The organism is Akkermansia sp. GGCC_0220 (assembly GCF_017566105.1).
Classification (GTDB): Bacteria; Verrucomicrobiota; Verrucomicrobiia; order Verrucomicrobiales; family Akkermansiaceae; genus Akkermansia; species Akkermansia massiliensis.
Window position 1 is genome coordinate 294,730 of record NZ_JABFCI010000001.1, and the last position, 14,290, is coordinate 309,019.

The 14,290-nt window shown below is 53.4% G+C and carries 15 protein-coding genes and 1 tRNA gene; 12 read left to right on the forward strand and 4 right to left on the reverse strand.

The window, feature by feature from the left end:
* The first annotated feature begins 483 nt into the window (after window positions 1-483).
* Window positions 484-1,014: a GYF domain-containing protein gene (locus HJW02_RS01265; protein WP_180970948.1), complete on the forward strand. Its 531-nt coding sequence runs from the start codon at window positions 484-486 to the stop codon at window positions 1,012-1,014.
* Window positions 1,015-1,098: 84 nt separating this feature from the next.
* Here the strand turns inward: HJW02_RS01265 and HJW02_RS01270 are convergent, their stop codons facing one another.
* Complete coding sequence (locus HJW02_RS01270) at window positions 1,099-1,275, reverse strand: hypothetical protein (protein WP_156340813.1); 177 nt, start codon at window positions 1,273-1,275, stop codon at window positions 1,099-1,101.
* Window positions 1,276-1,534: 259 nt separating this feature from the next.
* Between HJW02_RS01270 and HJW02_RS01275 the strand changes: the two genes are divergently transcribed.
* The 9 genes from HJW02_RS01275 to HJW02_RS01315 all read left to right on the forward strand — a co-directional run bounded on the left by HJW02_RS01275 (window position 1,535) and on the right by HJW02_RS01315 (window position 8,857).
* Complete coding sequence (locus HJW02_RS01275; protein ID WP_180970949.1) at window positions 1,535-1,711, forward strand: hypothetical protein; 177 nt, start codon at window positions 1,535-1,537, stop codon at window positions 1,709-1,711.
* Entirely contained in the window at window positions 1,708-1,992 is a 285-nt protein-coding gene (locus HJW02_RS01280; RefSeq protein WP_102722517.1) for a hypothetical protein, read from the forward strand. Before HJW02_RS01275 ends, HJW02_RS01280 begins: the two co-directional genes overlap by 4 nt.
* Window positions 1,993-2,259: 267 nt before the next feature.
* Complete coding sequence (locus tag HJW02_RS01285; protein ID WP_102722516.1) at window positions 2,260-2,481, forward strand: hypothetical protein; 222 nt, start codon at window positions 2,260-2,262, stop codon at window positions 2,479-2,481.
* A gap of 132 nt (window positions 2,482-2,613) precedes the next feature.
* Window positions 2,614-3,831 (forward strand): toprim domain-containing protein, encoded by a 1,218-nt coding sequence (locus HJW02_RS01290; protein ID WP_146018140.1) that lies wholly within the window; start codon window positions 2,614-2,616, stop codon window positions 3,829-3,831.
* A 50-nt stretch (window positions 3,832-3,881) separates the two neighbouring features.
* Window positions 3,882-4,190, forward strand: coding sequence for a hypothetical protein (locus HJW02_RS01295; RefSeq protein ID WP_146019666.1), 309 nt, complete (start codon window positions 3,882-3,884; stop codon window positions 4,188-4,190).
* 4 nt (window positions 4,191-4,194) lie between these two features.
* Window positions 4,195-5,820 (forward strand): hypothetical protein, encoded by a 1,626-nt coding sequence (locus HJW02_RS01300; protein WP_102722511.1) that lies wholly within the window; start codon window positions 4,195-4,197, stop codon window positions 5,818-5,820.
* 11 nt (window positions 5,821-5,831) lie between these two features.
* The gene (locus tag HJW02_RS01305) at window positions 5,832-6,689 is read left to right on the forward strand and encodes a hypothetical protein (protein WP_102722510.1); all 858 of its coding nucleotides are present in this window, start codon (window positions 5,832-5,834) and stop codon (window positions 6,687-6,689) included.
* On the forward strand, window positions 6,686-8,395 hold the full coding sequence (locus tag HJW02_RS01310; protein ID WP_102753027.1) for a hypothetical protein: 1,710 nt from the start codon (window positions 6,686-6,688) through the stop codon (window positions 8,393-8,395). The genes HJW02_RS01305 and HJW02_RS01310 overlap by 4 nt, the downstream gene beginning before the upstream one ends.
* A 222-nt stretch (window positions 8,396-8,617) precedes the next feature.
* Entirely contained in the window at window positions 8,618-8,857 is a 240-nt protein-coding gene (locus tag HJW02_RS01315; RefSeq protein ID WP_146018141.1) for a hypothetical protein, read from the forward strand.
* Here HJW02_RS01315 and HJW02_RS01320 read toward each other — a convergent pair.
* From HJW02_RS01320 to HJW02_RS01330, 3 genes are all read right to left on the reverse strand, one after another.
* Window positions 8,827-9,648: a hypothetical protein gene (locus tag HJW02_RS01320; RefSeq protein WP_146018142.1), complete on the reverse strand. Its 822-nt coding sequence runs from the start codon at window positions 9,646-9,648 to the stop codon at window positions 8,827-8,829. The two genes, HJW02_RS01315 and HJW02_RS01320, sit on opposite strands and share 31 nt — an antisense overlap.
* A 53-nt stretch (window positions 9,649-9,701) precedes the next feature.
* Entirely contained in the window at window positions 9,702-10,772 is a 1,071-nt protein-coding gene (locus HJW02_RS01325; protein ID WP_102722507.1) for a hypothetical protein, read from the reverse strand.
* Window positions 10,773-11,128: 356 nt separating this feature from the next.
* A tRNA-Arg gene (locus HJW02_RS01330) sits at window positions 11,129-11,203 on the reverse strand.
* Window positions 11,204-11,425: 222 nt separating this feature from the next.
* Here HJW02_RS01330 and HJW02_RS01335 point away from each other — a divergent pair.
* Window positions 11,426-12,934, forward strand: coding sequence for a hypothetical protein (locus HJW02_RS01335; RefSeq protein WP_146018143.1), 1,509 nt, complete (start codon window positions 11,426-11,428; stop codon window positions 12,932-12,934).
* Window positions 12,935-13,029: 95 nt separating this feature from the next.
* Window positions 13,030-14,217, forward strand: a complete 1,188-nt coding sequence (locus tag HJW02_RS01340) for an iron-containing alcohol dehydrogenase (protein WP_102722505.1) — start codon at window positions 13,030-13,032, stop codon at window positions 14,215-14,217.
* Window positions 14,218-14,290: the final 73 nt, after the last annotated feature.

Genomic DNA, 14,290 nt, shown 5'->3' on the forward strand with positions numbered 1-14,290 from the left:
GGCCGGTTCTGGAACGCCCCTTCCAGTCTCATTTCAATGTCCATTGCCGAATATTGCCCGAAAGGGATGCAGTGGCCCATGATGAAGGAATGAATGAAGCATCCTATTACTTGCAGCATAACGAGGCCGGAAAGTTTGAACTGAATGTTTCCCTGTTCATGGGAGTGTCCAGGCCCCGGAAGTGGGTGAAGGTTGACCTGGAAACCAAGGACCAGGAGAACGCCGAGGCCCGCACTCGTCTTATTCTTCGGCTCTCTTACCGTTTGGGGTTATTCCCTGCCGGGGAAGTGCCGTTGCCGAAGGTAAAAGACCCTCAGGGACGGGAAAAGCGAATAAGGGAAGGCCGTCAATCAGGAGGAAAGCCCTTGCCCCGCATCCTGACCTTGAATTGAGGCCGGTTCCGGGTGCCGGTGGGGTCGTGAAACGCCACCCCATTTCCATTTTGAGCTTGAACGAACGTCCCAGGCGGGAATGATGGAGAGCATGGAACAGTATTACATTGCCACGGAGGACGGGCGCACGGAAGGGCCTTATCTCTTTGAATCTTTGGAAACCTTTTACACAGACGGCAAGATGACTGAAGACACCCTCGTTTGCATTGTTGGCAGTCAAGAGTGGGTGGAATTTTGGACAATTTTAGAGCCAGAACAGAAGAAAGAAGTCCACCCCTGTGAGAAATCTAAAAAACAAGCTTTGGAAAGATTGATGAATGAATATGATCCCATTCCAAAGGAGCAGCCCCCGAAAGAGATGCAGAAGGACATTGATTCGTTGGGAATAACTATTGAACTGATTTTTCAGATTGTTGGCATAGCTTGCTTTGTTCTATCCGCTGTGTGTCTCATTCTCCTCGCTTCCACTCACAAGGGGGAGCCTATCGTTGATGCGGGGTTTGCTATTGCGGGGGCCGTGGTTCTCATCTTTTCCGGTCTTGGTTTCTTCTGGTGCGCCAAAGTTAGCGGTTTACTTTCCCGCGCCGTCGGCTTGCTTGAAACCCTCGCCAAGCGAAAATAGCCGCTTCGTTTGAACACAGAAACGCCCCAGACGTGCAATACGTTACGGGGCGTTTTCTTTTGGTTGCGGAAGGGTGACGAGGACTTATTCCAAGGCATCATTGATGACGTCCACGCACCACTGACGGAGAAGTTTTCCTTCCACTGTGGCGGCCTTATTCCAGGCGTCAAACGTGGCATCGTTCACCGTGAGCGTGATTGCATTGTCCGCCGCGCTGGGGGGAGTTTCTGGGGCGTTGGACGTGGCGGGGTACTGAACCATGAGGCGTTCAATAATTCTTCCCGCTGGTCCTGGAATGGGACGCGAAGTTGAAAGCCACGAATCAACAATTCTCTTTCCTACTCCGCATTGCGTTCCAAGCCACGTTCTATCTTTTCCAATTCTTTTCAACCAGTCTTTGACAGATTGCTTTTCCATGAAAGGAAGATGTATTTGATTCAACGATGTTGCAAGGATAAAATCGAATACGCTACATTGTTGAGTTGACATGTTTCAACAATGTTGTATTTATTGCATTGTTATGAATGCAACACCGTATCAAATCACTTTGGATATTGACCCCGACATCCTTGCCATTCTGAAGGCGAAAGCTGCCAAGGCCGGGAAGACCCCGGAAGAGTTCATTTCTGCCCTTCTCAACAGGGGAGCGCGCCTGTTATCGGAAAAACCCTTCCTTGGAAAGGAGACGACAAGATGAATTCCCTTCCATTGGATGATGCGACTATGGACAGACTAGCGGAAATGGAGGTGTTTACCGGGTTGCCCGCTTCCGACGTTGTGCGGATTATGGTTGAAGAAGGTCTTCCTTATAGATGCTGGAAGAATGGTGGAAATTGGAGAAAAGGAATGCCGAAGGCGAAAAAAGAACCAGCTCCACCGCATGTGAGGAGACTTGCGGAGCTTCTGGCGGCGTACAAACGCAAAGTGGCAGATTTATTGCCTCCTGGTGAAATGTTTATACCGGAAGTGAGAGAATAGAGAGGAACATTCAAATAAACCGCCCCGCCTGAAGCAGACAAGCAGAAGGCGGGGCGGTTTTTGTCTAAAGATTTCACTAGAAAAAGGTATATTTGGGGTATTTTTCAGGCATGAAGATAGGGTAAAAAATGTCTATCAGTGCATCATAAGTAATCATATTGCGTCAAAATATGTTCAAGAACTTTGCCACTAACACAATCAGAAAAAAGTGTATATTAAGAAGAAGTGTCCACGCATAAGGACAAGCAAAGAAACACTACACAACGTATGATTGCAAAAGAAAACACACAAGGAGTAGGAATCAAGCCGGTTCTCAACCGTCGAGAGCTGGCTTCATACCTTGGTATCAGCCTGAGCACCCTTGATGCACAAATCAAGGAAGGAATGCCCCATTTCACCATTGGCAATGGGAAGCGCGGAGGAATCAAGCGTTTTCGCGTGGAAGAGATAATGCTCTGGTTTCACACTCAAAAGGAGATGCGTAAATGAACCCACAAGAAAGAGTTGCCGCCCCTCATGCGCCAACATGGGGACGGCTTTGGAATGCTGAACTACCAAGTATCAATCAATTCCTTGCGGGCATTCTCTATGCGATTGCAGGGAATACAAGAACAAACCTGCATGAAATTTGAACTCTCCGACCTGAAGACGCCTGACGCCCTGAACGAATATTGCCGGCGCGTCCTGGGCCCACCCCAGCAGCGCGGGGGCGTCATGATTTATCCCTGCCCGTTTGGAACCCACACGCGCCCCAAATTGCAGGTAACAGAATACCAGGGGGAAGGTCGGTTCCGGTGCTGGGTTTGTGACCAGGGCGGCGACGTGTTCGACCTTCACGCCGGAATGAACAGCCAGGACACGCAACGGGACTTTCCCGACATTCTGCGGGGCGTATGTGACGTTTTAGGAGTGTGCCCGCCCGATGATGACGGAACGCCCCTTCCTGCCCGTAGAAGGCCCGTCAGGCCCCGCCCCGCGCCGTCACTCGCCGCCGCTCCTCCGGTGGCCCCCTCCTGTTTTGTTTCCGACCTGGACGCGGCGGAACTGGACGCATGCCGAGAACGCCTTGCCACGGACGAACAGCTTGCCGGAGAACTGGCCGCTGAACTGGGCCTTTCTCCGCTGATGATGCTGATTCACACGGACACAACGCAGGGCCGCGGGCTTCTGGGAGCCACGGAAGACCGGCGCCTTCTCTACCTGTACCAAGCCGAAGACGAGGACGGAAACACCCGCTACACCGGAGCAAAGCTTCGGAGACGGGACCACCATGCCAACCCCTGCTTGAAGCTCGTCAGCGGGCAATGGGAAGCCCACGGGACCATGAACCCCACCGAAGGCAATCCGCACGGAATCCGCTTCCTTTGGCCCATAGGGAAAGCCGCGGCTCCCTGGGGTATTGATTCCACCCACGGCAAGCGATTCGTCATCGTCACGGAAGGGGAAAGCGACTGTTTAGCCATAGGGCAAGCCCTTGAAGGCTTCCGGGAAGCCTACCAGCAAGACACGGATCCAGACACGCGCCGCCCCTACGAAGACCGGCGCGGGAGCCTGGAAGCCATGATTCCCGCCGTGGTGGCTATACCTGGTGCCAGCGGCATGAAAACAGGCTGGGACGCCTTGCTTGCCGGAAAGAACGTGATTCTTGCCCTGGACGCGGACCGGGCCGGACGTGAGGCCGCCGCCAAGCTGCGGGAACGGCTGGCCGTGGCCGGATGCGTTCTCCGTGACTGGACGCCCCCCTACAAGGACGCCCGGAACATGCTTCTGTGTGCCGGGGAACGCGCCCTGTATGAAAGTCTTTTTGAAGCCATGAACGCCCCGGCACTCATGGCATGAACCCCCTTTCAACTACCCAGCGAAACCACCAACATCAAACCAACATGATCATGAATCAAACACCAGAACAGAAAAATAATACTGTCGAAGAACCGGCACAATTCATTGCTGAATTCATTGCTGCAAATCCAATCACAGCCCACGCCATAGAAGGAATGGAAGAGACTATCATGAAAGCGGCAAAACTTTCCGATCTTCCCTCACGACTAGCCTTCGTCTTTGTTTGCCGGGAATTATTGACATGCGAAGCGTTCCGGAAGAAAGCCGAGCTTATTCGGAAATGTCTGACACATGGAAAACTGCCCGCATACATCATTGAAGAAATTCAGAAAATGGAACCCAAAACCACGGAGGAATAAAGCCATGTCAGACAAAGAACTAAACATCAATATCAGGACCACCGCCGACACCTCCGGAGCCGACCAGACGGCGGAGGCCATCAACAAGACCAAGGAAGCGGCCCAGGGAGCCGGAGAAGGTACGGAAGCCATCAACCAAGTGACCGATGCCCTGGGCCGTGTCAAAACGGCTGCCGAAGATGCCAGCGCCGCCGTGAGTGAGGGCATGGGACCGGGGCAGGAAAAGGCTCTGGAAAACGCCCGGAGCAAGCTTGACGAATACGCTGATGCTCTGACCGCTGCCGGTTCCCGGATGAAAGCCGATTTTAACGACAATCCGGGCCTGACCGGTTTTATCGACGAAGTCACCAATGCCGTTCTGACCTCCGAAGAGTTTCGGAAGAAACTGGAACAGGTGGATGACGTCTTTGAGGTTCTCAACGATAGAGCCTCCAACCTGGACCTTGGGGCGAAGTGGGGGGATGGCCTTGACGAAAACCTGCAAAAAATCATCGACGACTACAACAAGGAAATGGACGCCGCGGACAAGGCGGCAGACAAGGCAGAAGCGGCGGAGGCCCGGAAGCAGAAGGTCGCCGCGGCTACGGTGGAACGCCTGGAAGCCGGGAACCGCCGTGCCACCGCCACCTATGAGGAATTACAGGCCGAGCTTGAAACCTACATTGCCAAGCTGGAAGAGGCCCGGAAGGCCGGGGACAACGTGGCCCAGGCGGACGCCCTGAAGAATATCCAGGACTTGGGGCGGCGCATCAAGACGGCAGGGGATGCCGGAGAGCTCACAGCGGGACAGGTGAAGGGGCTGGCCGGACAAGTCACCCTTGCTGCAACGCGCATCCTTGGCATGTCCAGTTCCCTGCGGGGTGCCATCCCGTTCATCCGCCTCTTCGGTACGACGATCAAGACGGCCATGGGGCCGCTTGGTTGGGCCATACTGCTCATCGACGGACTCACCGCCGGCATTACTGCTCTGATTGACCATTTCAAGACCAAAAGCGACGAGCTGGCCCAGGAGGCGGAAAAGAAGGCTGAAAGGATAAAAAAAATAGCTGCGGGCACCGCCGAGGCCGTCAAAAAGAGCTATTCCCTGATGATGGAGGACAACCGGAATGACCGTACAAACGCCATAAACAAAGGGTTTGAAGACTTTGTGAAGGGCATTACGACGCAATACCGTTTGCAGACAGAGGAGATTGAGCGACAGATACAGCTACGCCGTGAGGAAGCCGCCCGCCAGAAGGGAATTGACACGCAGGAAGCCGAACTTGCTCGCGTGAATCTGGACAATGACTTTGAAGACGGAAAGATCACCAAGCGGCAACGGGACTACGGAATGATGATGATCAACCAGAATCTTGACGAAAAAATAAGGCTTCTGGATTTGAAGGTATCCCAGAAAGAGTTCATGGACCATGGGAAGAAATTAGATTCCGCCGTTCAAGCCCGTGATGAATGGCAGGGGAAGGATTTCGACATGAAGTTCATTCAAGGGCAAATGCCTTCCCTTCAGGAAGTTCGAGACCTGTTCAATCAACAGCAAAAGGCCCAGGAACGGATTGATGCGAGCAATAAGGAACTTCAAAAAACAGAAGAGCGAATAAGCAACTTGAGAGAGAAGCAAGAAGCCTTATAGGAAAGGAAATCGTGGAAAATGCTCAAAAGAAGCTTAAAGACCACTTTTACCCTAAGAGAGAAAGACTTATTTCTGCCCGTGACACCGCCCAGGATGAAGGAAACGCCGCCACTGTCAGAATAGACGAACTCCGGGAGTTGTTCCGCCAATCTGATGTGAACTTTGAACCATCCTACCAGAAGGGAACAGACGTGAACAGCCGCGCCGGGGAATATCAGAAAGCCCTGGAAGACCAAAACACTAAAGCGCAGGAAGTTGAAAAGAGTCTTGCCGCTGCTATCGAAAAAGCCGGGGAACTGGGAGACATCATGGCAAATTACGTGAACAGTATTGTTGACCAGGAACGGGGATTGAGAACGCAGGATCGTATTAATGTCGGGAACATCGACCTGTTCAACAAGAGAGAAGACAAAAAGGTGGCGAAAGAAGCCAAGAAGGCTCAGGAGAAGCTTGAGAAGGAGCAAGAACAGGAGTTGAAGAACCTTCAGCGGGAACAGCAGAAGGAAGCCAAAGAAGCATTTAAAACCTTTGTACAGGGGTTGATCATGAAGACTGGTGAAAACTCCTCGCCTCAGCAATCAGCTTTAGCCAACAAGGCCCTTGACGCCATACGTAAAAACATTGAAGCCGCCGCGGCTGATGGATTCATTGACCCTGAAGAAATGCGGGAAATAGGCAAACTCTACGTTGCTAAACTTCAGGAATTAGGTCTGGCAACGAAGCTCGCCGTTAATGGATTGAAAGAGGAATTAAATCAGGGGCTTAGGGGAATCAATACACAAATTGACGCAATAGGCAAATGGGCCAATACCACCGAGAGACAGAAACGCCCGGGAGGTGTTGTGAACCTTCCTTACCGCAAAAGATGATGAACCGAGACCTAGCACCCACGCCCCTGACCCCAGGGGCGCACTCCATGGACGAAGAAGCCGCCGCCCTGCAGAAAGCCAGGGAAGAGGCCGAAAAGCCCCCCTTCCTGGCCTTGGGAACCCAGGGAGCGCAATTCATCTACTACGCCCGCCGTTCCGAACTCCTGTTCCATTGGAGCCCCAGGGACCACACGCCGCTGAATATGCGCTTCCTTGCCCCAGTGGAATGGTGGGAACAAACACTGGACCCGGACGGCAAGCTGACAATCCGTCAGGTCATGGACCGGGCCATTGACTACTGTATTAACGCAACCGGCAACCGCAAATTTGACCCTGACGCCATACGGAAATGCGGCGTATGGGACGAAGACGGGGCCGCCGTGTACCATGCGGGCAATGCCGTCTATCTATTTTGCCCGGAAAACGCACAGAAACGCCCCTTCCTGCCCGTGGACCATGCCCGGACGGGAAAGCCTCTCTACCTGCCCGGAAAGCCCCTTCTGGCCCCGTCAGACGACATTCTGACGGATGAAGAAGGAAAAACCGTTGCGGCCTTCATCGGGGCGCACTCCTGGAAGCGCAAGGAAGACGCCTTCCTGTGCCTGGGCCTCGTCACGCAGGCCATTCTTTCCGGGTATCTGCACTTCCGCGCCCATGGCTGGATCAACGCCCCCGCGGGAACCGGTAAAACCACCTTGAGGAAAAGCATTGAATTACTGATTGGAGGCGTGGCCCGGTACTTCAAGGGACTGGAAACCACGGACGCCGGACTTCGTCAGAAGCTTGAAAGCGACTCCTGCCCGGTCATCTTTGATGAAGCGGACTCCGACAACCCCGCCAAAACCGCCAACATGGTCAGAATCCTTGCCCTATTGAGAACCGCCACGGATGGGGACGTAGGAATCACCAAGGGCGGCGCGGACGGGAAAAGCGTCACCTATCTCATGAGAAACGCCTTTCTCCTGTTCTCCGTGCGCTCCATGATCGAGAAAGCCAGCGAGCAATCACGCATTTTTGAACTGGAACTGGAAAAGAAAGACCCTGCCGAAGCCGCCCCCATTTTCCGGAAGCACGATGAACTGGCCGCGGTCATCCGTGCCGGGGACTTGGGGCGCAAATACGTCACCCGCATCATGCACCATGCGCCGGCCATCCGGCGCAACATCGAAGCATTGAGGAAATACCTGTCCAGCCAGGGAGAGGACGGCCGCCGCGCGGAAATGTTCTCCACCGTCTACACCGCCGCGCACTTTGTCACCAGCACCGAAGGCTTGACGCCCCAGGACATGCAGGAATGCGCCGCCATGGCCTCCGGGAGCGATTACGCCCGTGTGCTGGACGACGACGGGGAACGCTGCCTGGAATGGCTTCTGGGGTATTCTCCGCCCATGATGGGGAACCGCACCCTCAGGGAGTTCATCAAAGAGGCGTCCGCCGCGGAAGTTTCGGAAGATTCCACCGTTCTGGAACGCTACGGCTTGTACGTCCGGAAGGCGGCGGACGGGAAGAAATGCGTCTACTTTGCCGCCACCAGGAAGAACCGAAAGATCGGGGAGATATTCAAGGGTTCGGAATGGGAGGGGGTGAACGTGAAAAAGGTTCTCCTGAACGTGAAGGGAATGGAAGAGCAGCTTTTCCGCCCCAACACCCGAATTGACCGCAAGGAACGGGGAATCAGGATTGCAATTGATAGCATAATTCATTGAATATAAGAAATAAATAATGGGTACAAAATGAAAAACACGGGTACAATTCAACAAAAACAACTAACATTCAATACATTGCTTTCTTATGGGTACGCTATGGGTACAAATGAAAGTACCCATATTGACATTGAAAAATGAATGAGTTAACCCTTTGGGTACATTTTTCGAGAAAAAATATACACATGTGCGTACGCGTACGCGCGCACGCGAGAGAGACAAAAAATGAATCTGGAACACCCCGTCATCATCATCGACAACAGGGAGCAAATGCCCCTCACCTTTGAGCACTTCCCGTCTAGGTGCGGAACGCTGCAAAGCGGGGATTATTCCCTTGCCGGCCATGAGGGCCGGTTCACGGTGGAGAGGAAGAGCGTTGCCGACCTGATCGGAAGCCTGACGGCGGGACGTGGTACTTCTACCGGGAAACCAGATCAAACCTTGAACCACCTTCTTAATTCCTGAAGGATAGAGTCCCGATCATGTTCGTGCCAGAAACCTGATACGAAGTCAAAACCATCCTGGCCTGGGGTGCAGAAGTAATCCCGGATAATTTCCTGGCAATTCTGGTACAGGGGAGACTCTCCCACTTCCCGCAAAATGTCAGGGAACATCCGCTGGTCTTCCTCCGTTTCCATCGCTACGGCACGGAAGACGTCACGGGCGTGTTTTTCCGCTTGGAAGTAGTTGCCTTTGCGTACCACAGGCTCTTCTTGGTAAGAAAGAAGTCGTTCCTTGAATGCAACAAGTTTCATCATAACTGCTGTCAAGACATTCGGAACGGTTAGGCGAAGGCCGTCGTACTTAAAAGAAAGGTGGTGCGTAAAGCCTATAAGTTCTGGATTGGTACGCCCGTGGATACCGTAATTCCGACGGTGGAGAAGCGGATTTTTGACGCGCTTACTGTCCGTTTCCAACTTGTCTTTTAGGGACGGGGGAGGAACCGGAACGTGGAATTCCAATTCAATACCCGCTCCTCCATCCCAGGCCCATCGGCGGTTGTTGGGTTCCGGGTCCGGAACGAAGCCCTGGAGCGTCAATAGTTCCTGGATTTGACTCTGGGCCTCCATACTGACAATTAGACTTGGGCTGATGCCCATATCCATATCCTTGGTGGTACGGGGAATGCTTTCCCTGGTCCATGATGCCATGGGGATGAAATGGGGAACGGCACCTTCCTGGTCTCTCAGCCATTTTTGTTTGAGGAGGAGGCCATAACCCCCAAGGATCTGGACATCGGGATCAAGTTTTTGCATGGAGGGCCAGATTTGTTTGAGAGACCGGTCCAGAGGAGAGAGAGGTAAAGCATTCATGAGCGCGCGAAGTTGAGGAGCTTGGAGTAGCGGAAGTTAACGAGGTCTGTATAGAGTTGCTGAGCAGTTTCCTGCTGGCGGGCATCCCCCCGAGAAGCCTGAATCCAGGTCATGACGGGACCTGACCAGATGGAACCGTCAAACGCTTTCTCCGCCTGGAAGAAGGCCAGGGGAGAGGAAATAAAAGAGAGCTCCAACTGTGAGAAGGCCGGAGAGCTTACCGCCTCCATTTTACCATATTCCCAGAAGAAAGCAGGGTCTTCCGTCCAGAGGATCATGGGACCGCCTTCCCCGAAGGAGGCATAGCGGCGCAAGGAGTACTCCGGAGCATAGCACCATTTGACTCTGTGTTCATTGGCCTTGATAATGAGCTCCCTCCAATTCAATTCTGAGGGGAGCCGGTAATTGTATGGGCCTTCTCCTTCCGGTTGCTTCCATTCCTGATGCAGCCTGTCCAGAAGACGCCCAGGGTTATGGACAATAACATTAGACCTCCCCTCCCTGCGGATGGCGCCATCCTGTTCATAAGAGGTAATCAATCTGGAAAGCTGGCCTTTTGTCATCCTCCCACCCCGAAGCTCTATGCGTTCCAGAATTTGCTGCTGGGCTGGCCAGAGTTTTTCTTCCACAAGAACCATGGCTGCCTGGGCAGACGTGTTGCTATACGGACGCGGCACTCGTGTGGGAGACGGAAACTGATTGGGATTTCCGGAAAGGCGCATGTAGAAAGAAGGTTGCTTGATAAGGCCATTGCCGCACAGGTCTGCTGCCAGGATGCAGGGCTCCTGGTCCAGAAGATCCAGATGCGACTTTGATAAATAAGGAACAATCAAGAAGTGGGAAAAAGAGCCGCTATCTTTTCGGTGCCTTGCCATTTCTATAAATTTGTCTATATCCAGAGGAGTAAACTTGGATTTTATTTCCGGAATGGCCGTAAACACATAGGGAACAGACGGGACGGAGAACTTCATGGGTACTTCATCCAAGGATGAATCCCAGACAAGCTTACCTTCCATCAGCGAATTCTTATGCTGTAACTGATTCTGAAATGTCCATCCATTGAGCATGTATCTGAAGTATAAAAAGTTTCCGAATTAGATCAAGTTTCAAAAATAGAAAACTTCGTATAAAAAAGAAACTTTATTGATGACCAACATCTTTCAAATCATATTCATATGAATCCCGTGCAAATTGACAAAGTTGAACGGAGAGTATGTTTATCAAACCCTCCGCACCCCCTCCCGGCAGGAAGCATTCTTTTTCCCTTATCGTTTTCGTCATCGGCCCGAGAAAAAGGTGGTGCTAAAGTGGTGCAATTTTTCTAACGTTTTGGCATGTTTTTACACGCTTTTAGTGAATTTTGATTGAGGGAGTTTTGCAAAAGAAAAACCCCACAAGCAGTTAACTTACAGAGTTTTATAAGTGGCGTCCCCGGTAGGAATCGAACCTACATCTAGTCTTTAGGAGAGACCCGTTCTATCCATTGAACTACGGGGACCGGACATTGTCCGTGCAGGACAATAAACGGGAAGGTTTCCCCGCTCAAGCAAAAAGCAGGGCAATTACTCCATGAACCTTGATTTTGAAGCATTTTTTTCCTAGAACCGTTTTCGTGAGTTTTTTCCCAACTGCTTGTTTTCTCTCTGTTCTCTGCGTTTCCCTGACCGGATACGGCCATTGTCATGACAGCCTGCCGGACGCAAGGCCGGCCATACGCGCCATGTACCGGCCCGCCCCAACCCCGGATCAAACAGGATTGAGCCCGGAGGAGGTAAAGTATTACCCTCTCCGCCTTTACTGGGAATGGGAACGGTATACTCCCCGGGTCCTGTCTCTGCTTTTGCCGGAAGCGGCCCGGAATTATGAAATGGCCGCTGTGGATTGTCCCTCCTGGGAGCCGGAACGCGCAGTCGCCCTCATAGGAAACGAACTCCACTGGGCGGTAGCGGCAGAAGGCAACAAAACAGATTATTTTATCAACAGCGCTCCCCTGTGGAAGAGCTGGTGGGCCTCCCTTCTTGAAAAATATCTTCCGGATTATTTTCCGGAAGAAACATTCCCTGCATGGCTACACCCCTCTGCCGCTCTGCTGAATGCATGGAAGGATCAAAAAATCCGCCGTCTGCATTGGCAGGAGTACAGCAGGAATTACGTTCGCCGCGGCGTTGCCATCCTGCCGCATGCTCTGGCGCAGGAACTCAAAACCACCTGGAAGAAGTGCCTGGAAACCGCCGTGCTGGACATTCCTGCGGAGATGTTCGGGTGCTGTGACCAAGGATATTCCTTTTACTCCGCGGCTCCCGGCCTGATTGCCACGGAATTGCATTATTACCGCGGCCGTTTACCCCTGAAACGCCAGATGTTCCACATTTTCCATCTTCTTGTTGACGCGGCGAGCATGGATAATTTTACGCCTGAGACCCAGCTCATGATTCATGAGTTATGCGCCGACACCCGCAGAATTGCCGGGGAAATGAAGAAAGTTCCTCCGCGCGGTTTTTACTGGCGAGAGTTGGACGCAAAATTTTATTCTTCCTGTCCTGACTCGGCAAATAACTTTTGGGAAGGGAAAAAGCCCTCTTTGCGCCAGGGCAAGTCTGCTGAAGCATTCCTTCGGAAAGAGTGTATGACGCTGCCTCTTTCCACAAATCCGGTCTGGAAGGATCTGTTCCCCAATGCTCCGGAACACGCCACGGCCTGGATGAAAATTTATTCGGACGGCCAGTGCGGGGGCGCCTATATCCACCAGGGATTTCTCCACACAGCCACCACGTATTTGGGACGGCATTCCCGCTTTCTGTACGATTTCAGCCGGATGGACCATCCGCCCGCCATGACGCCCTATGATTTGTGGTGGAACGGGGAAGAAATGAGAGTCCGGCGTTCCTTTTTGAAACTGGAACCTGCTGCGGAACAGGAATTGAAGACTTATCTCCATTTGCTTTCCCGCTTCCGGGGCGGCAAGAATCATCACGGAGCCTTCTCTGGCATGCTGTTCAGTACGGACCTGGGCTGCAAAGACCTGATTCTGCAAGCTCTGAAAGAAGAATTCATGGAAGATGAGGATTCCTGCCCCCCTATTCAGTCATCCGTGCTGGACCACGTTTATTCGTTCTGGACTTCGGGAGACGTCAATTATCTTCAGGAAGGCTCCGGCCAATTGAATCAGCTCCGGAAAAACAGGGAGGAATTGGAACGGTATATGGAAAAACATCCTCCGGAACAATAAATCCGCCCTTCCGGAAGCGGAACGGAGCGCACAAAAGCCTTGAGCCGGGGACGGAAGAGCCGTAGTGTTAAAGGTACCGTCACCGCATCCCCGCCATGCTCAATTTCGTTTACGATAACAAGACCACGCTCATTTTCGGAAAAGGAACCCAGCATGAAGCGGGCGCCCTTCTCAAGCCGTTCGGCAAAAAAGTCCTCCTCCACTACGGAGGCGGCAGCATCAGGCGTTCCGGCCTTTACGACGCCGTCACGGCTTCCCTGAAAGCCGCCGGCGTGGAGTATGAGGAATTGGGCGGCGTCCAGCCGAACCCCACGCTTCCCCTGGTATATGAAGGCATCCGCCTCTGCCGGGAACACGGCCTGGGCCTCGTGCTGGCTGTGGGAGGCGGCAGCGTGATTGATTCCGCCAAGGCGATTGCGCTGGGCGTTCCCCATGAAGGGGACGTATGGGACCTGTATCTTTCCAAACAACAGCCGCAGGCGGACCCGCTGCCCGTCGCCACCGTGCTGACCATTCCCGCCGCAGGCAGCGAGAGCAGCCCGAACACGGTCATCACCAATGAAGAAACCAGGCGGAAGCTGAGGTACGGTTCTCCCAAATTGCGCCCCGTGTTCAGCATCATCAACCCGGAATTGTTTTTCACGCTCCCGCACCACCAGATGGCCAACGGCGTCAGCGACATGATGAGCCACATTTTTGAGCGCTATTTCACCAGAACCCTGCATACGGACCTTTCCGACGGCCTTTGCGAAACCACCCTGCGCACCATCATGAGAAACGCCCGCATCCTGAATGGGAACCTGCACGATTACGACGCCTGGGCGGAGATTGCGTTTTCCGGCAACCTCGCCCATAACAACCTGCTGGGCGTGGGCCGTGAACAGGACTGGGGCTGCCACGCCATGGAGCACGAACTGAGCGCCCTGTATCACGTGGACCACGGCGCGGGCCTGGCCGTCGTCACCCCGGCATGGATGAAGTATGTTTCCCCCAAACACCAAGGAATGTTCGCGCAGTTCGCCGTGAAGGTGATGGGTGTGGAGGGTTCCTTCCGGGAGCCGGATGCCCTCATCCGGGAAGGCATTTCCCGTCTGGAACGTTTTTACCGGGAATTGGGGCTTCCGACGACCATGGAAGAGTTGAACATCAAGTCCGGGGATTTTCCACTGATGGCGGAACAGGCCATCAGCGTGCGCGGCCCCATCGGGGGGCTGGAAAAACTGGACGCCCGGGACGTCCAGGCCATTTACCGCCTGGCATGCGAAGGCCCGCTGCCCGATTGACGGCATCCCCGTTTCTTCCTTCATCCTGCATTCCGGGACGGCCAGCCATGCAGGCCGTCTTTCCCTCCCGCAG

Coding starts and splice junctions, on each gene's coding strand:
- HJW02_RS01265 (WP_180970948.1), top strand. CDS start 484: ATGGAACAGTATTACATTGCCACGGAGGACGGGCGCACGGAAGGGCCT.
- HJW02_RS01270 (WP_156340813.1), bottom strand. CDS start 1,275: ATGGTTCAGTACCCCGCCACGTCCAACGCCCCAGAAACTCCCCCCAGC.
- HJW02_RS01275 (WP_180970949.1), top strand. CDS start 1,535: ATGAATGCAACACCGTATCAAATCACTTTGGATATTGACCCCGACATC.
- HJW02_RS01280 (WP_102722517.1), top strand. CDS start 1,708: ATGAATTCCCTTCCATTGGATGATGCGACTATGGACAGACTAGCGGAA.
- HJW02_RS01285 (WP_102722516.1), top strand. CDS start 2,260: ATGATTGCAAAAGAAAACACACAAGGAGTAGGAATCAAGCCGGTTCTC.
- HJW02_RS01290 (WP_146018140.1), top strand. CDS start 2,614: ATGAAATTTGAACTCTCCGACCTGAAGACGCCTGACGCCCTGAACGAA.
- HJW02_RS01295 (WP_146019666.1), top strand. CDS start 3,882: ATGAATCAAACACCAGAACAGAAAAATAATACTGTCGAAGAACCGGCA.
- HJW02_RS01300 (WP_102722511.1), top strand. CDS start 4,195: ATGTCAGACAAAGAACTAAACATCAATATCAGGACCACCGCCGACACC.
- HJW02_RS01310 (WP_102753027.1), top strand. CDS start 6,686: ATGATGAACCGAGACCTAGCACCCACGCCCCTGACCCCAGGGGCGCAC.
- HJW02_RS01315 (WP_146018141.1), top strand. CDS start 8,618: ATGAATCTGGAACACCCCGTCATCATCATCGACAACAGGGAGCAAATG.
- HJW02_RS01320 (WP_146018142.1), bottom strand. CDS start 9,648: ATGCAAAAACTTGATCCCGATGTCCAGATCCTTGGGGGTTATGGCCTC.
- HJW02_RS01325 (WP_102722507.1), bottom strand. CDS start 10,772: ATGCTCAATGGATGGACATTTCAGAATCAGTTACAGCATAAGAATTCG.
- HJW02_RS01335 (WP_146018143.1), top strand. CDS start 11,426: ATGTACCGGCCCGCCCCAACCCCGGATCAAACAGGATTGAGCCCGGAG.
- HJW02_RS01340 (WP_102722505.1), top strand. CDS start 13,030: ATGCTCAATTTCGTTTACGATAACAAGACCACGCTCATTTTCGGAAAA.